The organism is Paenibacillus sp. FSL F4-0243, from assembly GCF_037963295.1.
GTDB lineage: Bacteria > Bacillota > Bacilli > Paenibacillales > Paenibacillaceae > Paenibacillus_AQ.
Window position 1 is genome coordinate 3,259,102 of sequence record NZ_CP150151.1, and the last position, 24,832, is coordinate 3,283,933.

The 24,832-nt window shown below is 41.8% G+C and carries 23 protein-coding genes; 20 read left to right on the top strand and 3 right to left on the bottom strand.

Annotated features, from left to right (window positions below):
* The first annotated feature begins 50 nt into the window (after window positions 1-50).
* From NSS87_RS14550 to NSS87_RS14595, 10 genes are all read left to right on the top strand, one after another.
* Window positions 51-527: a GNAT family N-acetyltransferase gene (locus NSS87_RS14550; RefSeq protein ID WP_339248038.1), complete on the top strand. Its 477-nt coding sequence runs from the start codon at window positions 51-53 to the stop codon at window positions 525-527.
* A 91-nt stretch (window positions 528-618) separates the two neighbouring features.
* Window positions 619-1,152 (top strand): TetR/AcrR family transcriptional regulator, encoded by a 534-nt coding sequence (locus tag NSS87_RS14555; protein ID WP_052404282.1) that lies wholly within the window; start codon window positions 619-621, stop codon window positions 1,150-1,152.
* A gap of 13 nt (window positions 1,153-1,165) precedes the next feature.
* Window positions 1,166-1,492, top strand: coding sequence for a multidrug efflux SMR transporter (locus NSS87_RS14560; protein ID WP_339248040.1), 327 nt, complete (start codon window positions 1,166-1,168; stop codon window positions 1,490-1,492).
* A gap of 17 nt (window positions 1,493-1,509) precedes the next feature.
* Entirely contained in the window at window positions 1,510-1,860 is a 351-nt protein-coding gene (locus NSS87_RS14565; RefSeq protein WP_042188045.1) for a multidrug efflux SMR transporter, read from the top strand.
* Between the two features lie 275 nt (window positions 1,861-2,135).
* Entirely contained in the window at window positions 2,136-6,089 is a 3,954-nt protein-coding gene (locus NSS87_RS14570) for a discoidin domain-containing protein (RefSeq protein ID WP_339248042.1), read from the top strand.
* 233 nt (window positions 6,090-6,322) lie between these two features.
* Window positions 6,323-7,132, top strand: coding sequence for an alpha/beta hydrolase (locus NSS87_RS14575; RefSeq protein WP_339248043.1), 810 nt, complete (start codon window positions 6,323-6,325; stop codon window positions 7,130-7,132).
* Between the two features lie 19 nt (window positions 7,133-7,151).
* Window positions 7,152-7,586 (top strand): YciI family protein, encoded by a 435-nt coding sequence (locus NSS87_RS14580; RefSeq protein WP_339248046.1) that lies wholly within the window; start codon window positions 7,152-7,154, stop codon window positions 7,584-7,586.
* Complete coding sequence (locus tag NSS87_RS14585) at window positions 7,583-8,845, top strand: RNA polymerase sigma factor (protein WP_339248048.1); 1,263 nt, start codon at window positions 7,583-7,585, stop codon at window positions 8,843-8,845. Before NSS87_RS14580 ends, NSS87_RS14585 begins: the two co-directional genes overlap by 4 nt.
* A gap of 50 nt (window positions 8,846-8,895) precedes the next feature.
* A complete protein-coding gene (locus tag NSS87_RS14590) occupies window positions 8,896-9,237 on the top strand; it encodes a DUF1801 domain-containing protein (protein WP_076299006.1) in 342 nt (113 codons plus the stop codon).
* Between the two features lie 151 nt (window positions 9,238-9,388).
* Window positions 9,389-9,925, top strand: a complete 537-nt coding sequence (locus tag NSS87_RS14595; RefSeq protein WP_339248051.1) for a hypothetical protein — start codon at window positions 9,389-9,391, stop codon at window positions 9,923-9,925.
* An 84-nt stretch (window positions 9,926-10,009) separates the two neighbouring features.
* Here the strand turns inward: NSS87_RS14595 and NSS87_RS14600 are convergent, their stop codons facing one another.
* Window positions 10,010-10,444, bottom strand: a complete 435-nt coding sequence (locus tag NSS87_RS14600; RefSeq protein ID WP_339248575.1) for a MarR family transcriptional regulator — start codon at window positions 10,442-10,444, stop codon at window positions 10,010-10,012.
* Window positions 10,445-10,719: 275 nt separating this feature from the next.
* On the opposite strand from NSS87_RS14600, the gene NSS87_RS14605 reads away from it, so the two are divergent.
* Both NSS87_RS14605 and NSS87_RS14610 read left to right on the top strand, forming a co-directional pair.
* Window positions 10,720-12,255 (top strand): MDR family MFS transporter, encoded by a 1,536-nt coding sequence (locus tag NSS87_RS14605; protein WP_076285763.1) that lies wholly within the window; start codon window positions 10,720-10,722, stop codon window positions 12,253-12,255.
* A 195-nt stretch (window positions 12,256-12,450) separates the two neighbouring features.
* Entirely contained in the window at window positions 12,451-13,104 is a 654-nt protein-coding gene (locus NSS87_RS14610; RefSeq protein ID WP_339248053.1) for a hypothetical protein, read from the top strand.
* Here NSS87_RS14610 and NSS87_RS14615 read toward each other — a convergent pair.
* Complete coding sequence (locus NSS87_RS14615; protein ID WP_339248055.1) at window positions 13,095-14,180, bottom strand: helix-turn-helix transcriptional regulator; 1,086 nt, start codon at window positions 14,178-14,180, stop codon at window positions 13,095-13,097. The two genes, NSS87_RS14610 and NSS87_RS14615, sit on opposite strands and share 10 nt — an antisense overlap.
* 128 nt (window positions 14,181-14,308) lie before the next feature.
* Here NSS87_RS14615 and NSS87_RS14620 point away from each other — a divergent pair, with 128 nt between their 5' ends.
* The 5 genes from NSS87_RS14620 to NSS87_RS14640 all read left to right on the top strand — a co-directional run bounded on the left by NSS87_RS14620 (window position 14,309) and on the right by NSS87_RS14640 (window position 20,836).
* On the top strand, window positions 14,309-15,388 hold the full coding sequence (locus NSS87_RS14620; RefSeq protein ID WP_339248057.1) for a saccharopine dehydrogenase NADP-binding domain-containing protein: 1,080 nt from the start codon (window positions 14,309-14,311) through the stop codon (window positions 15,386-15,388).
* 191 nt (window positions 15,389-15,579) lie between these two features.
* Window positions 15,580-17,964: a polyprenyl synthetase family protein gene (locus NSS87_RS14625; RefSeq protein ID WP_339248059.1), complete on the top strand. Its 2,385-nt coding sequence runs from the start codon at window positions 15,580-15,582 to the stop codon at window positions 17,962-17,964.
* A gap of 145 nt (window positions 17,965-18,109) precedes the next feature.
* Entirely contained in the window at window positions 18,110-18,925 is an 816-nt protein-coding gene (locus NSS87_RS14630) for a sugar phosphate isomerase/epimerase (RefSeq protein ID WP_339248061.1), read from the top strand.
* Between the two features lie 17 nt (window positions 18,926-18,942).
* A complete protein-coding gene (locus NSS87_RS14635) occupies window positions 18,943-20,016 on the top strand; it encodes a Gfo/Idh/MocA family oxidoreductase (protein WP_339248064.1) in 1,074 nt (357 codons plus the stop codon).
* A gap of 13 nt (window positions 20,017-20,029) precedes the next feature.
* Window positions 20,030-20,836, top strand: a complete 807-nt coding sequence (locus NSS87_RS14640) for an alpha/beta hydrolase (RefSeq protein WP_339248066.1) — start codon at window positions 20,030-20,032, stop codon at window positions 20,834-20,836.
* A 50-nt stretch (window positions 20,837-20,886) separates the two neighbouring features.
* Here the strand turns inward: NSS87_RS14640 and NSS87_RS14645 are convergent, their stop codons facing one another.
* Window positions 20,887-21,642: a DeoR/GlpR family DNA-binding transcription regulator gene (locus tag NSS87_RS14645; RefSeq protein WP_042188080.1), complete on the bottom strand. Its 756-nt coding sequence runs from the start codon at window positions 21,640-21,642 to the stop codon at window positions 20,887-20,889.
* A 184-nt stretch (window positions 21,643-21,826) separates the two neighbouring features.
* On the opposite strand from NSS87_RS14645, the gene NSS87_RS14650 reads away from it, so the two are divergent.
* The 3 genes from NSS87_RS14650 to NSS87_RS14660 all read left to right on the top strand — a co-directional run bounded on the left by NSS87_RS14650 (window position 21,827) and on the right by NSS87_RS14660 (window position 24,827).
* Window positions 21,827-22,321 carry an RNA polymerase sigma factor gene (locus tag NSS87_RS14650; RefSeq protein ID WP_339248069.1) on the top strand — a complete coding sequence of 165 codons (495 nt, stop codon included), beginning with the start codon at window positions 21,827-21,829 and terminating at the stop codon, window positions 22,319-22,321.
* A gap of 20 nt (window positions 22,322-22,341) precedes the next feature.
* The gene (locus NSS87_RS14655) at window positions 22,342-23,814 is read left to right on the top strand and encodes a DUF4179 domain-containing protein (protein WP_339248072.1); all 1,473 of its coding nucleotides are present in this window, start codon (window positions 22,342-22,344) and stop codon (window positions 23,812-23,814) included.
* A gap of 146 nt (window positions 23,815-23,960) precedes the next feature.
* Window positions 23,961-24,827 carry a sugar ABC transporter permease gene (locus tag NSS87_RS14660; protein WP_042193877.1) on the top strand — a complete coding sequence of 289 codons (867 nt, stop codon included), beginning with the start codon at window positions 23,961-23,963 and terminating at the stop codon, window positions 24,825-24,827.
* The last annotated feature ends 5 nt before the right edge of the window (window positions 24,828-24,832 follow it).

The window sequence follows — 24,832 nt, forward strand, 5'->3', positions numbered from 1 at the left end:
CAATAGTATAACAATAGATTGATATTCAAAAGTTAGGGGACAGATTGATCATGAACATCAGAAGAATACATAAGAACGATAATCGTGCGATTGAACAGATTATTAGGAGCTGTCTGATTGAGTTTGGCGGGAATAGGGCAGGGCTTGCGTGGGAAGATGACAGCCTGCATCATTTATATGAGTATTACAATCATAGTGATAATCAGGCCTATTGGGTTGTAGAAGAAGATGGAAATATATTGGGCGGGTGTGGCATTGCGCCTTTCGGCAATGAGGGCGACATATGTGAGTTGCAAAAAATGTACTTATCTCAGTCTGTTAGAGGTAGAGGGATATCTTCCGAACTCTTAAATACGGCTCTGGATTTTGCCAAGCTATATTACAACAAATGTTATTTGGAGACATTACAGAACATGCATGCGGCTAACCGTTTTTATATGAAAAACGGCTTCGAACTTTTAGATGCCCCATTAGCTGGCTCAGAGCATTTCGCATGTGATGCTTGGTATATTAAAGAGTTAATTTAATTATGGTTTAGTAAGCCTGGATTAGCAGGCTTATTTTTTATTTGACAATAAAACCGTCCAGACGGTATAGTAAATATCAGGGGTGATCAATGTGAACAGTAATTCTAAACGTAAAACTATTTTATTGGCGGCTTCCACAGTTGTTAAAAATAATGGAGTAGAGAAGCTTACGCTTGAAGCTGTGGCTAAAGAAGCCGGGGTCAGTAAGGGCGGGCTACTGCACCATTTTCCAAATAAAGAAGCTTTGATCATAGGGATGGTCGAAGATCTAACGAACCATTTTTTTACCAATGTTCAAGATAGAGCAATGAGCGAAACGGTTGAAAAAGGGAAGTGGAGTCGTGCTATTACTAAAGCCATGGATGATGATATTAAAGAGGGCAAAGAGATTGGTACCGCGCTTCTCGCTGCTCTTTTCACAAATCCAGATATTCTTAACAAATTTCAAAGTCAATATGCAACATGGCAACAAAACATAGAGAACGATGGCATTGATCCTGTACGCTCCACTATCATTAGGTTGGCAGCAGATGGGTTATGGTATTCCGAAATGTTCGGATTAGGTGTGTTAGATGATGAATTACGCACGAAAGTCATTCAAGAATTGATAAATATGACGAAGTAAGGAGAGGTTATCTTTGAATTCATATGTATTACTTGCAACAGCGATCATCTGTGAGGTATTTGGCAGTTCAATGCTAAAAGTGTCTAACGGGTTTAAAAGGGTATTCCCATCCATTGGCGTGATCCTTGGTATGGGCTTAGCATTTTACAGTCTTTCTTTAGCGTTAAAAACAATTCCATTAGGTACAGCTTATGCGATTTGGTCAGGGGTGGGCACAGCTTTGACAGCTATAATTGGCGTAGTTATTTATAAGGAGAATTTTAATCGTAAGAAATTACTAGGTCTACTACTTATTATTGTTGGTGTAATCATTATGAAGCTCTCAGGTGGGGCTCATTAGAATTTGGAGGCTGCAGCATGAAAAGAAATGTAGGATATATTGCTCTAAGTATAGCGATTGCTAGCGAAGTCGTAGGGACTACAATGTTGAAAATGTCAGAAGGATTCACGCAATTACTCCCTTCTATAGGGGTTATTATTGGTTTTATTATTGCTTTTTATAGTTTATCCATAAGCCTTAGAGAATTACCGTTAAGCTTAGCTTATGCAATTTGGTCGGGTGTAGGTACTGTTCTAACTGCAATTGTGGGTATTGTTGTGTGGGGAGATCCATTTGGTATTCTTACTTTTGCCGGAATAGTATTAATAGTAGGAGGAGTGGTATTATTAAACTCTCCTGCCAAAGGTGAAGACAAAGTACGGGCCTGATAAATCAGGCTCTTTTTTTATTTTTAAACGGATGTCATAGATTCCATAAATCGCATAGTTTCGCGATAATGGTATCACTTACCTTTTCCGTAGAATTACATCTTATAGTTTGAGCTACTATTTATCTATAATGAGTGTGTCTGAAAGTGAAGGGAGGGTGTGGTTCTTTTTAATGTGCTCTGGATGATCTCTATTGAAAACGCTACCATTTGAGCACTCTGATAGGTTCGTGAATTTTTGAGAATCTAACATATTTAAGGAGGATTAAAATTAAAATGCGTAACAAGTATGTTGTATGGTCGCTGGTAGTATCCATGCTGATTTCAAGTTTATTCTTGGCTGCGGGCCCACTTAATTTTGTTTCAGCCTCCGGAGGACCAAACCTGACACTCGGCAAAAATGTAACTGCGAGCGGTCAATCACAAACTTATAGTCCTGACAATGTTAAAGACAGTAATCAAAGCACGTATTGGGAAAGTACGAATAATGCATTCCCGCAATGGATTCAAGTCGATTTAGGTGCAAATACGAATATTGATCAAATCGTTCTAAAGCTCCCTTCTGGCTGGGAGACGCGGACGCAAACATTGGCTGTTCAAGGTAGCACAAACGGTTCGACATTCACGAATATTGTAGGTTCTGCGAATTATGAATTCAATCCATCAGTGGCAGGGAACAGTGTTACCATCGACTTTGCCTCAATCAGTACGCGTTATGTTCGTCTGAATGTAACGAGCAACACAGGTTGGCCGGCAGCTCAGCTCTCTGAATTCGAGATTTACGGCGCTAGTGGCCCTATTGCTACTCCAACTCCATCGCCTTCCGGCACTTATGAAGCTGAATCTGCTTCACTGTCTGGAGGAGCTAAAGTGAACACGGATCATGCCGGTTACTCCGGCGCGGGATTCGTGGATGGATATTTGACACAAGGTGCAACAACGACATTCACGGTTAACGTGCCAGCAGCAGGTAGTCGTGAGGTGACATTGAAATACGCTAATGCAAGTGGCAGTGCAAAGACAATAAGTGTCTATGTCAATGGTGCTAAAATTGGCCAGACCTCATTATCTAACTTACCAAATTGGGATTCATGGAGCACTAAAGTAGAAGTTCTTAATCTAAATGCGGGTAACAACACCATCGCATATAAATATGATGCTGGTGATTCTGGCAATGTTAACCTTGACCAAATCACTGTAGCGTCGACGACAACACCACCACCTGCAACACCTACTCCGACACCGACAGCCACACCAACACCAACACCAACACCAACACCAACACCAACACCAACACCAACACCAACACCAACACCAACACCAACACCAACACCAACACCAACACCAACACCAACACCAACACCAACACCGACGGTCACACCAACGCCAACAACCACACCAACACCTGCTCCTGGGAGTAATATTGCTGTCGGCAAGACGATTACCGCTTCTTCCAGTACACAAACGTTCGTAGCAACAAATGCGAACGATAATGACACAAGCACGTACTGGGAAGGTGGCAGCAATCCAAGTTCGCTCACCCTCGACTTAGGGGCGAACCACAACATTACGTCAATCGTTTTGAAGCTGAATCCAGCCTCTGCATGGAGTACTCGCACACAAACGATTCAGGTGCTCGGTCACAATCAAGACACGACTACCTTCGGTAATTTGGTATCGGCTCAATCCTATACGTTTAATCCAGCTTCGGGCAACACAGTAACCATCCCGGTTACGGCAACGGTTAAACGTCTGCAGTTGAATATCACTTCGAACTCTGGTGCCCCTGCTGGGCAAATCGCGGAGTTTCAAGTATTCGGTACACCAGGGGCGAACCCTGATCTAATGATAACGGGTATGTCCTGGTCACCTACTACTCCTGTCGAGACAAGTGCAATTACATTAAATGCAGTTGTTAAGAACAACGGTAATGCTAGCTCCGCAGCAACCACTGTCAACTTTTACTTAAACAATGAGCTCGTTGGATCTGCTCCAGTAGGTTTATTAACTGCAGGCGCATCAACAACAGCCTCAATGACATTAAACGCTGGAGCCAAAACCGCTGCGACCTATGCTCTCAGCGCTAAAGTAGATGAGAACAATGTGATTATCGAGCAGAACGAAGGGAATAACAGCTATACAAACGGGGCATCTCTTGTTATCGCTCCAGTCTCCAGCTCTGACTTAGTTGGTGTGACTACCTGGACACCAAGTAATCCAGTGGCTAATAGTACAGTAGCTTTTACCGTAAATCTCAAGAATCAAGGAACCATTGCTTCTGCAAGCGGTTCTCATGGTGTTACTGTAGCTCTTAAAAACTCAGCGGGTACCACGATTCAAACATTTAATGGATCCTATTCCGGGACCCTTGCTGCTGGAGCTTCCGTTAACGTCACGATTCCAGGGACATGGACAGCGGTCAACGGTAATTACACTGTAACCACTACTGTTGAAGTGGATGCTAATGAGGTAACAGCGAAGCAATCAAACAATATAAGCACAACTAATCTGGTGGTCTATGCTCTACGTGGTGCAAGCATGCCTTATAGTCGGTATGATACCGAAGATGCTACTCTCGGTGGTGGAGCTACGTTGAAATCAGCACCTACGTTTGATCAAGCACTAACTGCTTCAGAAGCATCTGGTCAGCGTTATGTAGCGCTTCCTACAAACGGCTCGAACGTGGGATGGACAGTCAGACAAGGACAAGGCGGCGCGGGTGTAACTATGAGATTTACTATGCCTGACTCTTCGGATGGTATGGGACTGAATGGTTCACTTGACGTGTATGTGAATGGAGTAAAAGTCAAAACGGTATCGTTGACATCCTACTACAGCTGGCAGTATTTTTCGGGCGACATGCCTGGTGATACTCCTAGTGCTGGGCGTCCGCTCTTCCGATTTGACGAAGTCCACTGGAAATTGGATACTTCTCTCCAGCCTGGAGATATCATCCGTATTCAGAAGAACAATGGAGATAGCTTGGAATATGGTGTTGATTTCCTCGAAATCGAACCTGTTCCTACTGTAGTCGCTCGTCCGGCGAACTCCGTGTCAGTGACAGATTATGGTGCTGTAGCAAATGATGGTCAGGATGACCTTGCAGCTTTTAAAGCAACGGTGAATGCAGCTGTTGCAGGTGGTAAGAGCATGTATATTCCTGCCGGAACATTTAATCTTAGCAGCATGTGGGAAATTGGCTCTGCCAGCAATATGATTAACAACTTTACGGTGACGGGTGCTGGAATCTGGCATACGAACCTCCAGTTTACTAATCCTAATGCGGCGGGAGGCGGTATTTCACTCCGTATTAGCGGCAAGCTAGATTTTAGTAATGTATACATGAATTCGAATTTGAGATCCCGTTATGGACAAAATGCAATTTACAAAGGATTTATGGATAACTTTGGTACTAATTCAATTATCCATGATGTCTGGGTAGAACATTTTGAATGTGGCATGTGGGTAGGCGACTATGCTCATACACCTGCTATTTATGCCAGTGGGCTTGTGGTTGAAAACAGCCGGATTCGGAACAATCTTGCCGATGGTATCAACTACTCCCAAGGCACTAGCAATTCGATTGTTCGAAACACCAACGTAAGAAATAACGGTGACGATGGTCTTGCAGTATGGACTAGTAACACCAATGGTGCTCCGGCGGGTGTAAATAACACATTCTCCTACAACACGATTGAGAATAACTGGCGTGCAGCAGCCATAGCATTCTTTGGAGGCGGCGGTCATAAGGCTGATCACAACTACATCATCGACACTGTAGGTGGTTCTGGTATTCGTATGAACACCGTTTTCCCTGGTTACCATTTCCAGAATAATGCGGGCATTGTTTTCTCAGATACTACGATTATCACAAGTGGTACCAGTAAAGATCTGTATGGTGGAGAACGTGGAGCCATCGATTTAGAGGCATCGAATGATGCCATCAAGAACGTCACCTTTACCAACATCGATATCATCAATACACAACGCGATGCAATCCAGTTCGGTTATGGTGGTGGATTTGAGAATATCGTGTTTAACAACATCAATATTAATGGTACTGGGCTTGATGGTATTACTACTTCACGTTTCTCTGGGCCACATCAGGGTTCGGCAATCTATACTTACACAGGCAATGGTTCAGCAACGTTTAACAACCTGACGACTACGAATATCGCTAACCCCAACCTGAATTATATTCAGAGCGGTTTTAATCTGACGATTCATTAAGCGATAGTGTGAGGGAGGAGTTCTTCGGAACTTTTCCCTTTTTTTATATTGTGGATAGTGAAAATTTAAAACTACGGAGAAGGATATTGACTTGATGAGCAAGAAATAAATGGTAGGATATAGTATTTATCTCATAAGAAATAAATTTTTAGTAATGTGTCGATTTCATCATCTTCCGTTCGTCGTTTAAATAGAAGTCCGGATATCAGACGTTAAAGCGAAGGAGAGATGAAATGCATTTAGTAACTTCAATGGATGGAACTAAGATTGCCTATGACAAAATGGGTCAAGGGCCAGCACTTATATTAGTGACAGGTGCATTTAGTTACCGAAAATTCCCAAGTCAAGTACAGTTAGCTGATCTGTTGTCTGAGAATTTCACAGTCTTCAATTACGATCGACGAGGTCGTGGCGATAGCGGAGACACTCAGCCATACGCAATAGCTCGTGAGATCGAAGATCTGCAGGCTATAATTAATGCGGCCGGAGGATCGGCATATGTCTGGGGATTGTCTTCTGGAGCAGTTCTTGCTCTACAGGCAGCAGCGGATGGAGCAAATATTACTAAATTAGCTCTACATGAGCCTCCATTTGTTGTCAATGCTTCGGATCCCAAGCCGCCTCTAGATTTCGTAATGAATGTTACTGAGCTTATTGCTACAAATCGCCGATCTGAGGCAATTAAGTATTTTATGACTAAAGGTATGGGAGCACCTGCTTTTGTAGTTAAATTGATGCGCTTAATGCCAAGTGTATGGTCTAACCTAATGGCTGTAGCGCACACTCTTCCCTATGATGCTGTTTTATTGGATGGGTATATGGACGGAAAGCCGCTTCCTGCCACCTTGTGGAGCACAGTTACCATTCCAACGCTGGTCCTCGAAGGTACGGAGAGTCCTGTTGGCTTACGGCATGGTGCTCAGGCAATAGCTAAAGTACTACCTAATGCGAAACTATTAAGTAAAAAGGGGCTCGGTCATACGAAGAAACTCAATACAAGGATCATTTCAACTGAGCTTACTGCATTCTTTATGGGAAATTAAAAATAGGAGGGATACACCTATGAGATTTATGATGATTGTTAAAGCTACCACAGATTCAGAGGCGGGAATTATGCCTAGTCAAGAACTGATTGATGCTATGCAGAAGTATAATGAGGAATTGGTGAAAGCAGGTGTGTTGCTGGCTGGCGATGGATTGCAACCGAGTTCCAGTGGTATTCGAATTTCATATCCGGAAGCTGGCGGCAAACCGAAAGTTATGGATGGTCCGTTTACAGAAGCTAAAGAAATGATCGCTGGATATACGCTGATTGAGGTCAAATCTAGAGAAGAAGCCATTGAATGGGCTTTACGTATGCCAGACCCTCATGGATTTGGCCAAGGAGAGATTGAGCTAAGGCAGGTATTCGAGCCGGAGGAAATAATGGACGATCCCGAAACATTGGCGAAAGAAGCAGCACTTCGTAAACAGGTTGAGGAGCAGAAGCAAACGTGAGTTTCTCCCATACGCATCGAACGATTGATACGATATGGCGAATGGAATCAGCAAAAATCATTGCGGGTTTAGCACGCATGGTACGGGACGTAGGTCTCGCAGAAGATCTTGCTCAGGACGCATTAGTAATTGCCCTTAATCGATGGCCAGAGACGGGGATTCCAGATCATCCAGGTGCTTGGCTGATGACCACCGCGAAACGGCGTGCGATTGATCTTATTCGCAGGACCAAGCTTCGAGATCAGAAATACGTAGAGGTTGCACATAGCATGGATTTATACACTGAGGTAGACATAGATGATGCGTTAGATGAGGAGATCAGTGACGATCTCCTTCGTCTGATCTTTATGACCTGTCATCCGGTGTTGTCACAAGATGCCAGAGTAGCCCTGACCCTTCGACTATTATGTGGATTGACGACAGATGAAATCGCACGTTCTTTTCTAGTCGCCGAATCAACGATTGCTCAGCGAATTGTTCGGGCGAAGAGAACCCTAAGTGCTAACAAGGTTCCTTTTGAGGTACCCATTCAAGAAGAGCTTAAAGACCGTTTGTCTACGGTGCTTGAAGTCCTTTACCTTATGTTTAATGAAGGATATTCTGCAACCTCTGGAGTGGATTGGATCCGTCCGCTGTTATGCCAGGAGGCGCTGAGGTTAGGACGGGTACTAGCTGAGATTGCCCCTTATGAACCTGAGGTTCATGGACTGGTCGCCCTTATGGAGATTCAATCCTCGCGTTTTAGGACGAGGGTTAATAGCAAAGGGGAGCCTATTCTACTTATGGATCAAAACCGGGCACAGTGGGATCAATTACTGATCCGCCGTGGCCTGACTGCATTAGAGCGTAGCCGAAAGCTTGGACGTCCGCCCGGACCTTACTCGCTTCAGGCTGCGATTTCTGCTTGTCATGCACAGGCGCCTACTGCAGCAGAGACAGACTGGATCCGTATTTCTGCACTGTACGAAGCGCTTTCGAGAGTCATGCCTTCCCCGATCGTCGAATTAAACCGAGCGGTCGCCATATCCATGGCGTTTGGCCCAACCTTTGGACTGCAAATAGTGGATGAGCTGAATACTGAACCATCCATGAGGGAATATCATCTGCTGCCCAGCGTTCGTGGTGATCTTCTGCTGAAGCTGGGGCGATATGATGAGGCGCGTACAGAGTTCGAACGTGCCGCATCCTTAACCGAGAATGAACGTGAAAGGATTCTTTTGCTGAATCGGGCGGCAGCGTGTAACTTAGGAACATCGTAGTTAATTCAATAGTATTTTAAACCGGTACGTACATAAAGGAGAGATAAAATATGAATCAAGAAGTCATCGATTTTATTGAAGCATTAAAAGAACCATGGCAGGTGGAGTTATCTACAAATCTTCGAGAGGCTATTCACCAAGCAATCCCAGATGTACAGGAACGAATTCAGTATAAGAAGCCTCATTTTTTGAAAAATGGTAAGTACGCAGCAGCTATTTCAACTTCAAAAGATGCGGTAAGCTTTGTTATTTTTAATACGAATGAGCTTGAGTTTCCAGAAGGAATGTTCGAGGGCCCTCCGGAGAGAAAAACACTGAAACTACGAAAAGGGGATACAGTGGATACGGCTCAATTAGTGGCTTGGGTCAGCCAATCCTCAGCTTCCCTTTAATTGCAAGATTCATGATGTAGGACGGTATCTCAAAGTCATTTGACTTCATGGGATATCGTCTTTTTTGGACGAATTTGGCTCCAGCAATACATAATCATTCAATAAATTGTGAAAAATACATCAAGAGCTAGCAATGAAGGGAATGAAACCCATGAAGATATTAAAACAAACTTGTTTGCTACTGCTTACGGTCCTTGCACTTAGTGCATGCTCAAGACCAGTAGCAGATAAATCCCAGCTACCACCTCCAACGGTTGTGCCAAGTGGAGCTGAGGAAAGATTTAGCCTTGAGGAACTTGCCACTTTGATTGGAAAAGAGGATGCTCAAGTTGTCCAAGCTCTCGGCAAAGGCGCACCTAATCGTAATGAAGGTACGAATTCTACTCTTTTATCCCGCGAATATAACGAGAAGATTGTGAATCACGAAGCAAATCTTCAGGTCTCCTATGATCACACTGGAAAAGTGATTGGAGAGACGATTCATTTTGAAGAAGCTACCAAGGAAAAATTAACGCAAGAGATAACGCAACAGCTTGGAGAGCTTACGACTAAGAGTGAAGGTAACACAGCAGATATAGAAAAAGAAGGCGAAGGTACAAACTTTCGTAGGGTATGGCAGACGGATAATGCCAAAATTTCTTTAATTGAATCCAATGGAAAGCTATCTATTTCCATAGATACGAAGTAACATTCGAATAATGTGAGAAAAAAAGGACAATACCCATTGTAATTAGACAATGGGTATTGTCCTTTTTTGATGAATAATTAAGGCTTAAGAGGAAGAATTATTGTTTGTTGCGGAGCTTAGACGATGAATCTGCTCTTCCAGAACCGCACTTGCTATGCCAACAAATTGTGTAATAAGTTCAAGCTCTTCATCCGAGTAGGTGGAAGCTAATTTAAGCATCTCGGCATGCAGGGGAAGGTAGGCATTCCCGACCTCATTATTTTCATACAAAGGGACAATAATTACCTTACGACGGTCACTGGGGTCATTTTGTCTGCGAACAAAACCGTTATTTTCAAGTCGATCAATTAATGCCGTAACACTGCCTGTAGCGAGTCCGGTTAGCTTGGACAGTTCACCAGCGGTGATGGGACCTCTTTCATGGAGGATATCTATGGATAGATAATCATTATTATATAACCCAAGTGATGCTGCCACATTTTGCTGATATAGTATCGTTCGACTTCCTAGGCCCCGCATACGCAAGGTGAAGTCTTCCTGCTGATTTTTCACTTGATTGTGTCGATCTCTTGACAAAAGAGAGCCCTCCTTTTAAAATATTTATATCTTGATAATCGAGATATTTGACAATTAAGATACTCGATAAACGTGCGATTAATTGAATTCATTTTATCGGAATTATTAAAGTTTTGCAAAAGGTAATGCATCAAGAAGTTTAGAGAGAGGTTGGTGTGCGATCTTATAACGATAAGATTAAATTCGAAATTAAGGAAAAGTGGAGGGAACAAAAGAGAATGGTAAAGAACTTGGAGAAGAAAAATAATGTAGGGATTATTATAGCGGCTCTATTACTGGCCACACTTATGGCATCCATGGATAACACTATATTAGCAACTGCAATGGGAACAATCGTAGGGGAACTTGGCGGTTTTGACAAACTGATGTGGGTGACTTCTGCTTATATGATAGCTGAGATGGCAGGAATGCCGATTTTCGGAAAATTATCGGATATGTATGGCCGCAAGCGTTTCTTTATTTTCGGAATTATTGTATTTATGATCGGATCTGCTTTATGTGGTACCGCAAACTCTATAGTTCAGCTGAGTATTTATCGTGCGATTCAGGGTATTGGTGGAGGGGCACTGGTTCCAATTGCGTTCACCATCATGTTCGATGTGGTTGCTCCGGAAAAACGGGGGAAGATCGGTGGATTATTCGGAGCAGCTTATGGTATATCAAGTATTTTCGGACCCCTTATTGGCGCTTACATAGCGGATTACATTCATTGGTCTTGGGTCTTTTACATCAACTTACCTATAGGTGTTATTGCCTTCTTTTTGATTGCTTTCTTCTACAAAGAGTCTGTTGAGCATTCCAAGGAAAAGATCGATTACCTAGGTGCGTTTACACTTGTAGCTTCCATCCTATGTCTCATGTTTGCGATTGAGCTGGGTGGTAAAAAATATGCTTGGGACTCTGCTATGATTTTAGGATTGTTCTTAGCTTTTGTAGTGTTTATCGTGGGATTTATTTTTATCGAACGTCGTGCAGAAGAACCCATCATTACTTTCGGCATGTTCAAGAATCGTCTTTATTCTACGAGTAATGTTATGGCTATATTTAGTGGAGCAGCATTTATTACAGCCTCGGTGTACATTCCAATCTACATTCAAGGGGTGCTTGGCGGCTCAGCAACGAATTCGGGTCTTGTTCTACTTCCTATGATGCTCGGCTCCGTTATCACTGCAGCGGGGGGCGGATTCCTGCTCTCGAAGTTCAATTATCGCGCCATCATGATATCGACGTTAATACTGCTTGTTTTAGGTATCGCCTTGCTAACCACATTAACACCAGATTCTTCACGGTTCATGGTCACCATATTTATGTTTCTAGTAGGTCTTGGAATAGGTTCTTCATTCTCTGTTCTAAGTAACGCAGCCATTCATGGATTTACAGCAAGGCAGCGTGGGTCCGCAAGTTCGACACTTAGTTTTACAAGGGAGCTGGGAATGACACTCGGCATAACAGTATTCGGTATTATCCAAAGTCATGTGTTTTCGAATAAATTAGCATCCATGTTCAGTAGCAGTGGTGCAACACCTATAGGGGTAAATTTAAGCGATCCAAGTACTATTTTGACTCCGGATACTCGTGAGAAAATCCCTACGGAAGTTCTTGATAAGATTACAGAGGGATTATCCTCATCGCTTGTTCACACTTTTGCATGGGCAATTATTCCGTCTGTTATAGCTCTACTGGCTGCATTTGTGATGAGTAAGGAAAAGTTTGATCCGGCTTCTGAATTGGGAGAGTATACGGCTTCGCATTAAAGGATGGCTGCTTTGCAATATTAACGAATGCACTAGTGAAATGTTACATTTAAACAGATTGAGCCCTCTATTCATAGGTGCTCAGTCTATTTTTTTAAATAATTATTTACATTATATTCCTATTGTAATATTATCAAATTTGACGATTGTAAAATTAGATGATATTAGAATTAATTGAAGGTAGGAGGATTTTTCGTGTCAATTGTAGGTATTTTGGGAGTGGTTCACGATGATGAACTTAGGCAAAAATATCATTTTTCTTTAGAGTTCATAAAGGATTTAATTTTAGAGTTTAATCCAGATATTATTTGTGGAGAAGTCCTTCCTAGTAGTTGGGAACATTATAAGAAGGACAGTAATTACCGTGGATATTGGGGAGAACCTGCAAGTGAATATTGGGATCTCATTTTTCCTTTGTGTAAAGAAGAGAATTATGAATTTGTCCCTATTGATTGGGTTGAATTGGATGTTTGGACAGATTTTGATCCTTTTAATAGCTATAAAGAAGATCAGAGAAAAGAATTGGAATATGAGTTAGAGCAATGGTTTCAAAGACAGCTTTCAACAGTGGATTCAAGTGCAATTCCCTTTAATTCATTAGAATATGACACTATTACAAGACAGAAGTATGAATGGTTAGAACGAATCAATCCTCAAGCGCATCAGTTCAGGTGGTTGTGTAGACATCTTATAATGATTCAACGAATCAAAAATGCCATAAAAGGCCACTCAGAGAAAAGAATCTTGTGTATTGTAGGTGCAGACCATAATCATTCGTTATATGAAGGACTAATTACAGAGAAGGACATACAACTTGTATATCCTTTATCTCGGATTACTCAAGCTTGAGCAATATTGTAGCGTGAATGCAAATACCAAATAAGTTCTCTACGGCTGCTGACATTTGCTTTGCTAAAAATGGACTTTAAATGATCCTGGACGGTGTATGCAGAAATATGCAGTGCAGAAGCCAATTCTTTAGTGGATAATCCTCGAATTACTCCGTGTAATAGCTGTTGCTCACGTTCCGTCAAACCATAAGCTTCAGCAATGATGGGGAGCATGTCAGCAGGACGCGCGGGTTCGAATGAAATGGCAATTTGGTTCTGACCGTTGGAAGCCTTAAGAAGACTTGCCCGAACGACTAAATAGGGCCCCTCAGTCATACGAATGCATGCCTTCGCTATCCCCATAGATTCGGAAGGGCTGTTTAACGCTTGCGTGCTTACAGCACGGATGGGACGAGGTAGAACATGAGCCTCAATCATTTCCAATGAGCGGAGTTTGCCTAACCAGCGATCCGCTGTGGGATTGGAAGAGAGAAGAGCCAAGTCATCAGATAAAACTGCAATGCCGGAACCGTAATGATCTTCAAGCCAAGTCTCATCTTTCTCTGGAAGCTCAAGACTGAAAGCCCGCATTCTAGCTGCAATCAGAGGGATGAGCGAGGTGATCCAATCACATTCCTCTTGTGAGAATTTCGATTGATCTGTATTCCTGTACAGCGTCAAATATCCCCAACAAGATTCGCCAAGAATAAGGACTGCACGTAGTTCATCCCCAAAACCTGCAGGAGACAATACCTTTCGATAGCGTGTACACCGCTCGGGTTTCTGCTTGGTCGCCTCATATATTGTAGCGACGAGGAGCTTGCTTTGAACCATTTGCTCATAGGTGTTAACATCATCCTGACCGTATTCGATCTGGAACAAGTGGGGATGAATGGATTCTACATTGTCTTCAGTAACCGCACCTGTCGAAAGCAATGTCTGTGGATCAACATGAGTACAGCAGGCAGCATCAAAGGGAACTGCTTCACGTAAAAGAGTCAGCAAGGAAGTACGGTAGTTGTGAGATGAATCAGTAACCATACCTAGTTTAACGATTTGTTTCTTTATTAGAATGAATTGTTTATTGGTATTCATTGAGTAGCCCTCTAGTCCTTAATGGATTATATCAACTCCCACATTTGTGGGATAGTGAACGGAAGCGAAGTCCGTATAATTGAGAATGATTCTTAATCAACTCTATTATATAGGATGCGGTGATAAAAATGCAGGGAAAAGAAGATATTGTTGTCGTTGGTGGTTATGGACATGTAGGGCGTACCATATGCGAAATATTAGAGAAGAAGTATCCAGGGAAAGTATTTGCTGCAGGGAGAAGTCTTGAAAAAGCAGAGCGGTTCAGTCAATATACCCACGGCAGGATCAAGCCGTTACAGTTAGATATTAATAAGCCGATACCTCCACATTTACTAGATCAAGTGAAGCTAATCATTATGTGTTTGGATCAAACGAATACGGATTTTGTAAAAGCCTGCTTTCGTAGCGGTACGTATTATGTGGATGTATCAGCGAGTGGTCCGTTTTTATCTCAAATTGAGGCGTTATACGAAGAGGCTGCACGACATGGATCTAGTGCCGTTCTTAGTGTAGGGCTTGCACCCGGCATAACCAATCTAATGGCTCTTGAAGCGGAAAGATTGATAGAACAGACGGAGGACATCGAAATCGCGATTATGCTCGGACTTGGTGATTCTCATGGTAAGGCGGCGATCGAATGGACAGTGAATAGTTTAGGAGAAAAGTTTGAATTTAAGCAGAAGAATCGTCAGGTAGAGGTAGAGAGCTTCACCGATAGAAAGTCATATCACTTTGGTGACGATTTAGGGAATCGCCATGCCTATCGTTTCCCATTCTCAGATCAACAGACGCTTGCCCGAACGCTCAAAGCATCGTCCATCTCCACACGATTTTGTCTGGACTCAGTTTTCGTTACTAAAATGCTGGCTATAGCCAAAAAAACAGGAGCCGTTCGTTTGTTAAAGACAAGCTGGGTGAACAGGTGGATGGTTAGTGCTATGGAGCGGCTGCATATTGGGAGCGACCAGTTCGCTATCAAGGTTGAGGCTCGTGGAAGAAATCGAGAGGGGAAGCCAATGCATGCTGATTTAATATTGCAAGGAAAGAATCAATCCATCATCACTGCAATAGTGACAGCAGCAGTATCAAAGCTCCTCTATGATTCTTCATTTCCAGGCGGCGTTTATCATATCGAGCAGATAACAGATTTAGCATATATACAAAAGGAATTAGGATCGACGCTCTCGCTAAAGATCCAAGTAAAGTAGCATAATGCAGATTAATCTAAATAGAATAATTTGTGTATAGTTATTTTGAAAGAAGCTTGATTAGTCAAGCTTCTTTTTCGTAACCCAAAAGAGTTTTGACCGTATTAACTGATGAACATTTCATTCAGGAAGAAATTCTGTTCTTCCCTAATGGGTCATGTTAACAAAAAGAGAAGTTGAGGTCATCACCTATGAATGAAAAATTTACAGATTACGCCGATACAGGATATTCGATCGCTGAGCAGAAGGCAGCTCAGTATTTTGCATCTCTTCGTGAACAATTCAAAGAAAAAACTTATGTGTCTACCTTGATTGAAGATTTTCAATTGTGGAAGAAGAACCATATTCATCGCCGTTCATGGTTGTCCTTTTTATCAAGAGGCAAGAGGAAACCTGATTCTCAGGATTATCATAGATATCTAGGATGGCTGAATCAGACCGGTAAATTGGATGATTATTTGGATCGAAGTGTTTCCTATCTTTATATGAGAGATCTGGGGCAAGCTTTGGATTCGCCGAATACACAGCTCCGGATTAAGCGTATGGTTGCCGATATTAGAAATCAGATGATTCTTCCAGGCTCCACAAGTTCGGAGGATCAGTCAGATTTCATGAATTTCACCGGGATTTACCGTTGGGCTCAGAAGGAAGGCGTTGAAACGGCCACGATTTGGGTGATAGACAAACTTAAGCGGGTATCAGCACATCTTCCGAAGGAAATGAATCCCGAGCAAGCACAGCGTAAATTAATCAAGATCATTATTGGGGTGATTCTCCATGTGATGGAAGAGATGGACGATGACGTACCACCTGTGGAGCGATCCAAGAGGATTGGTGAAGCCATTAGACTTGGTTATTCATATGGCCTAACTTATCCATTCATTGATGATCTCCTTGATTCCAGTGTCTTAACCGACCAAGAGAAAGAACAGTATTCTCATATGATACGCACTGCGATCCTTAATAGAGTTGTACCGGAATTGGGTGAATGGTCTGGAGAGAACATGCCGTTCATTCGATTTGTACATTCGGAGCTCAAGGAGGCTTTTGAGTATATTAGAGGGTATCAGCGGGAAGAAATGCAGGATGCATTTTTCGAGCAGTCTTTTGTATTTTTCCATTCTCAGGAATTGGATCGTATGAAGGATCTTTCTAACTCTGAATACAGCAATGAAGAGCTTTTCATACCCATCATTTTAAAATCCTCTTCTTCCCGTTTAATTGTCCGATCCGTAATTAGTGCTCCAGCAGATGATGGATTTGATCAACATACCTTTTTCTATGGGTTATATAATCAGCTGGCTGATGATTATGCGGATATGTTTGACGATATGAAAGCGGGAGCGGTAACCCCCTATACTTATTATTTAAAATACCGTAGTCAACGTACAGATCTGATCAATCCTTTTGAATTATACTGGACGGTCATTTCCCATTTAATACACACTGTGTATCGCTCTGATCCTAAAACCCGTGAAGTAATATTAGATCGCGCCATTAATGGACTCAAGCGATGTAAAGAACGTGTAGGAAATGAGAAGTATAAAGAGATCATGGAGATTTTTGCTTCTGGTCAACCAGCATTTAATCGGCTTGTCCAGCAGATGGTGCAGAAAGCGGACGATGTGGATTTTTTCGATAAACTGCTTCGGGATCAGTTGCTTTTGAATCTAAAAAACAGCAAGAAGGAAAAAGTGGAATTTCGAGATACGATCCAAAAGGTTCGCGATCAAATCAATAAACAATTGTTGATAGCCAAGCCAGACGGGACGCCAGAAATGAAAGAGTTGCTTATTGATGCGGCTAATTATAGTCTAGCAGGCGACGGCAAGCGGATAAGACCTATATTGACTTGGGTCATGGGTGTTAACGAATATGGTCTAGATGCATCCGCAATTGTGCCGCTTCTAAGATCTTTGGAATATATGCATACCGCTTCTCTAATCTTCGATGATCTTCCATCACAGGATAATGCTTCAACCCGAAGAGGTCGTGCAACTCTACACGAAATGTATACTAGTTCAACGGCGGAATTAACCGGACTATTTCTGATTCAGAAGTCGATCGAGGAACAGGCGTCACTTCATTCTTTTGATGCAAAAGCGGTGCTAGCCTTGATGCAATATTCAGCCCAAAAAGCAGAAGATACATGTATGGGTCAGGCAATGGATCTGAATTCTAAGGGAAAAGCATTGACGCTAGAGCAATTAAATATGATTTGCTTTTATAAGACCGGAATTGCATTTGAAGCTTCACTAGTGATGCCAGCGATTCTGGCTCAGGTTAAGAAAACTGAAGTTCTGGCTTTGAAAAAATTTGCCTATCATGCGGGGATTGCCTTTCAGATTAAAGATGATTTGCTCGATTTGGAAGGAGATCATCATTTACTAGGTAAGCCGATAGGTCAGGATGTGGAGAATAACAATTCAACGTTTGTATCTATCCTTGGTGCTGACGGCGCAAGAAAAGAGATGTGGGAACACTACTGTCTCGCTATGGAAGCGTTAAAGGAGATCCCTCGTAATATTGCTTTTCTGAAGCATTTATTGAATTACATGATTAATCGAAATCGATAATTGATTCTAAAGTGTTGGCATTATTGCCAGCGCTTTTTTATATTTTTTGCAGATTATTAGTTCTTTTTTTGTAATTGAATTTTATTGTTTATAATCGAAATTACGTGTATGATGAAGTTGAAAATAGATAAAGGAGGTGTAACTTGTGAAGTTAGGAATTTTCTCAAAAGTATACTTGAACTATGAACTGGAGAGCGCCTTACACAAAATCAAAGCGCAAGGCATGAGTAGCGTTCAATTCAATTTTGCTAATGTAGGACTGGAAAGCTTGCCTAAAAAGATTAGTCAGGAGACCATCCATCAAATCAGAGAAGCAGTAATGAACAGTGGAGTTAGCATTGCTGTGATCTCAGGAACGTTTAATACGTTAGAGCTAAATGAGGAGAAGAAAGTTAAAAATCAGCAGTGTTTTAAAAATGTAGTTGTGGCTGCAGCTGCATTAGCTGTTCCGTATGTTTCGATTTCTACGGGTAGTTTGAACCAAGAAGATTTCTGGAGTTCTCATCCTGACAATCATACAGTGAGGGCATGGTCACTATTGCATGAAAGTCTTGCGTGGATGCTGAAAATTGCAGAAGACAACCAAGTAACGTTAATATTTGAACCTGAACAAGCCAATGTGGTGAATACGGCAGAAGATGCTTTGAGACTATTACAAGATCTAGACACACCCTATCTTAAGGTTTTGTATGATGCAGCAAATCTAGTAACCCCACAGGATCATAAGGACCTCTTAGGTAAGATTTCAAAAACGCTAACAGCGCTGAAGAAGCACATTGCCATTGCGCATTGCAAAGATGCTTTTGTATCCGAAGAGAAGATCACTTTTGCACCGGTAGGAAAAGGAAACTTGCCCTTAAAGGAATATCTAAATGAATTAAGTAAGGTTTATGACGGTCCTGTTATTATGCATGGGTTAGCTGAGGACGATGTAGCACTTGCTTTGAATTTCTTTAACTAGAATAGGAGGACATGAATATGAAAAAGGAAAACCAATTGTTGAACATCGGCGTATTAGGTTGCGGTCAGATTTCACAAGCGGCGCATTTTGACTCTATAAGGCGTTCACGTAATGCTCACCTTTACGCAATATGCGATGTAGACGAATACTTACTTCGAAGAATGAATGCTATCTATGAACCTGACAAGGTATATATGGATTATGATCAAATGCTGTCGGACCCTAGCGTACATGCTGTAGTTATTGGGATTGCCGATCAATTTCATGTGGAGGCAGCTAAACAAGCGGTGCGTGCAGGTAAACATGTCTTGGTAGAAAAGCCTCTAGGTGTATCCATCGAAGAAGTGGAAGAATTAAAAGAGCTAGTGGATCGTACCGATCTCAAAGTGCAAGTGGGGAATATGAAGAGATTTGACCCCGGTATAGTAGCAGCTAAAGAGTTTGTAGATCATGAAATGGGTGAGATTATTGGCCTAAAAGCTTGGTATTGTGATTCCACCTATCGGTATACCGTTACCGAGAATGTTCAGCCAGTGATTATATCCGGTAAAAATATAAAGAGACCTGCTGGAGATCCAAAAGCGAACAAGGAACGCTATTATATTTTAGGTCATGGAAGCCATTTGTTCGATACCGCAAGATATCTAGGTGGAAATATTGTAAGTGTGAAAGCATGGAATACGCAAAAGTTCGGTGCCTATTGTTGGTTTATTACTGCGGAGTTTGAAAGCGGCTTTGTAGCTCAATTGGATTTGACCATTGCGGTTCGGATGGATTGGCATGAAGGATTCCAAATTTATGGTGAATTCGGATCAGTAGTAGGAAAGACATACAACCCGTGGACATTAAAATCAAGCGATGTAGAAATTTTCAAAGCTAGTGATAACAGCTACCATAGACCGCTTGGAGCAGATGGTCATTTTTATAGATTGCAGATTGAAGGTTTTGCAGATTCAATTCTGCATAATAAGCCAGGTGTAGGTGCAACGATTGAAGATGGGATTGCTACGATGAGAGCGATGCTCGCTGTTGAAGAATCGGTGAAGACCGGAAATACGATTTATCTAAGTGACGTTTCTGGTCCTTTGTAAAGGAGGGGAGAATATGCCGTACTTTACCTACGAGCACATTCGATTTTATTATGAAGATGATGGAGGGGATGGAGAGCCTTTTATTTTTCTTCATGGTCTGGGCGGTGACGTTAATCAAACTTTCGGTTTAATGAAGCAATCAAATCACATCCGAAGGGTTTCACTAGATTTTCGAGGTCATGGAAAGACTGTGGCGTTCGGCCATGCGGATGATTTTTCTTTTAAACAATTCGCCGAAGATGTGATGGCTTTAGCGGAATACCTTCATATCAGTCAATTCAATATTGGGGGGATTTCCACAGGTGCTGGGGTGTCGCTTCATTTGGCATTGAGGTACCCGGATAGCGTTAAGAAGCTTATTTTGTCACGTCCAGCCTGGAAGGATAAGCCGCAAGAGACGTTGATTCGTGAAGCCTACGCCAAAGTTCATGAGGTACTGCAAGATACAGATCCTCTGACTGCCCAAAATAGATACGAAAATTCAGAGGTCTATAAATCCATAAATTCATTATCTACTTATGCGGGTGAATCCCTATTAGGGCAGTTTAAATATCCTTATGTAAAAGAAACCTCGATGAAGTTTGTGAAGCTGCCAATGGATTGTCCTAATCATGATCGTGAGGCTTGGAAGAACTTAAAGCTGCCCACATTGATCCTTGCTAGTCAACTTGACCCTATTCATCCATACACCTACGGGAGATTACTCTCAGAATATATCCCAAACGCTAAATTTATTGAGATTACTTCGAAAACGATCAGTAATAAGCAACATAATCAAGATTCCTATGAGGCTATTGAGAACTTTTTAAATGAAAGATGAGCACAAGCTTCAAAGGTGTTCATCTTTTTTTGTACAAATTTAGAAAGTATCTATACTGTAATTACGTTAACGCCGAGTTTGTTATATGTATCAACAATTTTATTGTCTACTGTACCTTCAGTGATTAAATAGTCTAACGCGGATACCTTGGCTACAAAAAAAGTGGATATTTTCTCCAGCTTTTCTTTCGTAGCTATGGCGATAACCATGGAAGATTGTTCAAAAAGTTGATTCTTAATGATGGATTCCTCATAAGAGGGAACAGTTATGCCCACCTTTGAATCCAGCGTGGATACGCCAAGGATTGTTAGATCCAAATGGATTTGCTGTATCGCTCTAAGCGTTGCGGCTCCGAATAACACTTGGTTCTTTTTATCGAGGTCGCCACCTAACAAGGTTACACTAGCTTTGGACAATCGGCACAGCGATAATGCAATAGAGGGGGAGTTGGTAATAATTCTTCCATCAAAATGCTCAGGGATGTTCTCGGCTACTTTTAAATTTGTGGACCCTCCATCAATAAAAATAACCTTTGCATTCTCAATAAGTGTGCAAGCTCGTTTAGCTAAGTCAGCTTTGGTCTGGCTATTAAATTCTACACGTGAATTGAAATCTTTCATGTCATTAATAAGGCTGTGAGCACCACCATGAATTCGTTTGAGAAGTCCCAGCTTCGACAAGCTTTGTAAATCTTTTCGTATGGTATCTTCTGTTACATTTAATTCCTGTGTTAATTCTTGGACAACGACGCGGCCTTCGGTCTCTACTTTTTTTAGGATATACGCCTGTCTGTCAGCTTTTAGCACTGATCCACCTCTTTTCACAAAATGCTCTAAAGGTTGTACTTAACGTTACTATTTTACTACATATGAAATGAATTTGAAAAAAATCAATCGTTTTTACGTTCAACTCCGTCTTACTTATAGATATATGAGGTGGATGCATCTTCCTGATAGAAGATAGAGGGGGTGGTGGAAGGTGGAAAACACAATGGATGAAGTCAGAATGGTAGATTTTGCGCAAATGGATGAAGAAGCTTTTTTTAGTCGATTGTATGTGGAGCATCGAAAAATGTACGCTATTGCCTACAGTTATTTACGAACAGAGGCAGACACGCTGGAGGTGATCCAAGAAGCGTCATGCAGGGCATGGATGAAACGTAAAAAATTAAAGGATGAACAGTCCTTAACACCTTGGCTGATCCGAATAACGATCAATTGTTGCATGGATGAGCTACGGCGCAAAAAGCGTGTGATTGTAGCGGAGAAGCTGGTGGAGGAAGCGGCACAGGAAATGAAGAGTAATGACCGAATTGACCTGGAGCGTGCGATGAATCGGATAAAACCTAAATACCGGCATGTCGTAACGCTGAAATACTACCATGACATGACCACTGTTGAAATTGCCAAAGTACTAAAAAGGCCAGAAGGTACGATTAAGACTTGGCTGCGCGAAGGACTCAAACAGCTTCGAAGTTATCTATAGCAATATTGGAGGTGAATGGAATGACAGAAAAAGAAGAACGTATTCTACGTAAGAACATCGATGATATGCAACAGAATGTCGAAACAATACAGGAGATGAAAATCTACAACGCTATGAAAAAGGGAATTGTGGAAGGGAAGAAGCGAGAAAAACGACGCATCTATACTACAGGTATGGGCGTGGTTGCAGCTGCAGCGGTTGCGTTACTGTTTACATACTCAACAATCGGATTACCGAATAAGGGAGTGGCACAACCTTCAGTACAATCAGCAAGCACTAAAAACACGGATAATTTCAAAGCTTATCGCTCGTTCTCAAGGTTAGAGCCTGCATTAGCCAGTGCCCTTGAGCAGAATCTCGTTGTGCCGGTCGGTCAAAGTGCGGAAAACAAGGGTTACCGGATAGATGTGACAGGTGCCGTTACAGATGGACGGAAGGTTTATGTTTTATACAGTGTTCAGAACAATACGGACGAAGTAGTTATACACGCGGATTTTGAGCTTAAATTTGAAGGGATACAGGAGTCGCCTCTTCACAAAGGCGCATCATTAAGTATGCTCGCTAGTGAGAGCCGAATTCAACCTGGGCAGTCTATGGATTTTATATACTCCACTAAACTTTCACCATTGGTAAAATATCCAAAGAAAGTAAACTATAATATAATTCTTACCGAAACTTCAGATAAGGCTCTCCTATCCAGTAGTAATAAGTATCGGACTAGCCTAGATGTTGCTTTCGAGCTTGATCCTGACATGCTTAAAGCACAGGAACGAATGCTGGATACAGACGGAACACTGACAGTGGACGGGCAAAAGATTAGAGTGAATCAAGTGCAGTATACTCCGCTTAGCACCTATGTGGATCTGGAATATAATCAGAATAATGATAAACAGATTTTTCAATTAATTAATCCAGTACTGATTAGTAAAAAAGGGGACACAGTTGAGAAGTTGTATTACCCCGATATCATCAATTCTGACAATTCCGAAGTCTACTCGGACAACTCCAAGTTCACGTTAGTGTTCAAGAATAGTAAGGGCAGCCAGCAGCCGGATTCTGTGACGTTGAAAGCATTCGGAATTTCGGCAGTCGAAAAGGATCAAATGAAAATTGTCGTGGATCTTAACAAATATCAGCTTATTGAAGCGCCCGGAACTGGACTTGAGTTAGTCACGCCAAAGCAAGAGAATAACGTAGAGGAAGGAGAAATCCTCCTAATTCGTAATATTGAGAATGCTCAATATTTAGAAGGCTCTACTAGACTTGCTGAGACTTTTACTGACGCAAAAGGGAAGGTATATAATAAAGCACCTTCCACAAGTAGCTTCAGCAGCTATACGACTTCTAAGGATGGCTCAGCCGTGAACGAGTTTGGATATAATTTTGGCACGGATGCGAAGAACTATCCTCAGCCATTAACGATTACGTTAGAGAGATATATAAATCCAATTATGGATACGCAGGCTGTGGAGCTGTACTCGATTAACCGTTGATATTTCATCAACGGTTTTTTTGTGTTCTCAGAGAATTCATTCTTTGAAATTTAAGAAATACTTAATATATACCGTACTTCTTTTTAAAAAGTTTTACCTATTCTAAGTACAGGAAGGAGGTTACTGAAAGAATGATAAACCCAATTATGAAGAAATGGCTCCGAAAGGATGTCTCAGCGGCAATAATGTTCCTGGCACCAAGCGGTATCGGATTCGCGATGTTTTACCTTATACCGTTTGTTATGGGAGTATTCTATTCTTTTATGGACAGCACGATAGAGGGCCATTTTGTAGGGTTTGATAATTACCGAGAGCTGCTAGATAGCGATTCTTTCCGTAAAGCAGCATCTAATACATTTTATTTTAGCGTGATAAGTGTTCCACTAATGCTTGTGCTCTCGTTAGGATTAGCGATGTTATTGAATAAAAATACATATTTTCGGAATTGGCTGAGGACTGGATACGTGTTGCCGCTTGTCGTACCTGTCGCCTCCATCATTCTGATCTGGCAGATGCTCTTCGATTGGAATGGCTCGCTTAACGCCTGGCTGAACAACTTCGGTATCGATCGTGTGGATTGGATGAAGACGGATGCAGCTAGAAATGTAATCATTGTTGTTTATTTATGGAAGAACATCGGTTATAACGTGATTTTATTCTTGGCGGGATTGCAGCAAATTCCAAAGGATTATTATGAAACGGCTCAAATTGAAGGTGCTGGACGATTACGGCAGTTTCGCAGTATTACGCTTGTCTATCTAACCTCTTCGATGTTTTTTGTGATCATCATGTCGATTATTAATTCATTCAAAGTGTTTCGAGAAACGTATTTAATCGCTGGTGATTATCCGCACGACAGCATATACATGCTGCAGCATTATATGAACAATATGTTCATGTCGCTCGATGTTCAGAAGCTGACTGCCGCGGCGACCTTGATGTTTGGTTGTATTTTATTGATTGTGTTGGGATTGTTTGCATTTGAACGGAGGCATAGACAATTCATGGAATAGGGGTG

Bases quoted from the DNA above. Each gene is read 5' to 3' on its own strand.
- NSS87_RS14605 (WP_076285763.1), top strand. From the start codon at position 10,720: ATGGTAAAGAACTTGGAGAAGAAAAATAATGTAGGGATTATTATAGCG.
- NSS87_RS14575 (WP_339248043.1), top strand. From the start codon at position 6,323: ATGCATTTAGTAACTTCAATGGATGGAACTAAGATTGCCTATGACAAA.
- NSS87_RS14550 (WP_339248038.1), top strand. From the start codon at position 51: ATGAACATCAGAAGAATACATAAGAACGATAATCGTGCGATTGAACAG.
- NSS87_RS14650 (WP_339248069.1), top strand. From the start codon at position 21,827: ATGGATGAAGTCAGAATGGTAGATTTTGCGCAAATGGATGAAGAAGCT.
- NSS87_RS14615 (WP_339248055.1), bottom strand. From the start codon at position 14,180: ATGAATACCAATAAACAATTCATTCTAATAAAGAAACAAATCGTTAAA.
- NSS87_RS14565 (WP_042188045.1), top strand. From the start codon at position 1,510: ATGAAAAGAAATGTAGGATATATTGCTCTAAGTATAGCGATTGCTAGC.
- NSS87_RS14580 (WP_339248046.1), top strand. From the start codon at position 7,152: ATGAGATTTATGATGATTGTTAAAGCTACCACAGATTCAGAGGCGGGA.
- NSS87_RS14590 (WP_076299006.1), top strand. From the start codon at position 8,896: ATGAATCAAGAAGTCATCGATTTTATTGAAGCATTAAAAGAACCATGG.
- NSS87_RS14640 (WP_339248066.1), top strand. From the start codon at position 20,030: ATGCCGTACTTTACCTACGAGCACATTCGATTTTATTATGAAGATGAT.
- NSS87_RS14595 (WP_339248051.1), top strand. From the start codon at position 9,389: ATGAAGATATTAAAACAAACTTGTTTGCTACTGCTTACGGTCCTTGCA.
- NSS87_RS14635 (WP_339248064.1), top strand. From the start codon at position 18,943: ATGAAAAAGGAAAACCAATTGTTGAACATCGGCGTATTAGGTTGCGGT.
- NSS87_RS14660 (WP_042193877.1), top strand. From the start codon at position 23,961: ATGAAGAAATGGCTCCGAAAGGATGTCTCAGCGGCAATAATGTTCCTG.
- NSS87_RS14600 (WP_339248575.1), bottom strand. From the start codon at position 10,444: ATGCGGGGCCTAGGAAGTCGAACGATACTATATCAGCAAAATGTGGCA.
- NSS87_RS14620 (WP_339248057.1), top strand. From the start codon at position 14,309: ATGCAGGGAAAAGAAGATATTGTTGTCGTTGGTGGTTATGGACATGTA.
- NSS87_RS14655 (WP_339248072.1), top strand. From the start codon at position 22,342: ATGACAGAAAAAGAAGAACGTATTCTACGTAAGAACATCGATGATATG.
- NSS87_RS14625 (WP_339248059.1), top strand. From the start codon at position 15,580: ATGAATGAAAAATTTACAGATTACGCCGATACAGGATATTCGATCGCT.
- NSS87_RS14570 (WP_339248042.1), top strand. From the start codon at position 2,136: ATGCGTAACAAGTATGTTGTATGGTCGCTGGTAGTATCCATGCTGATT.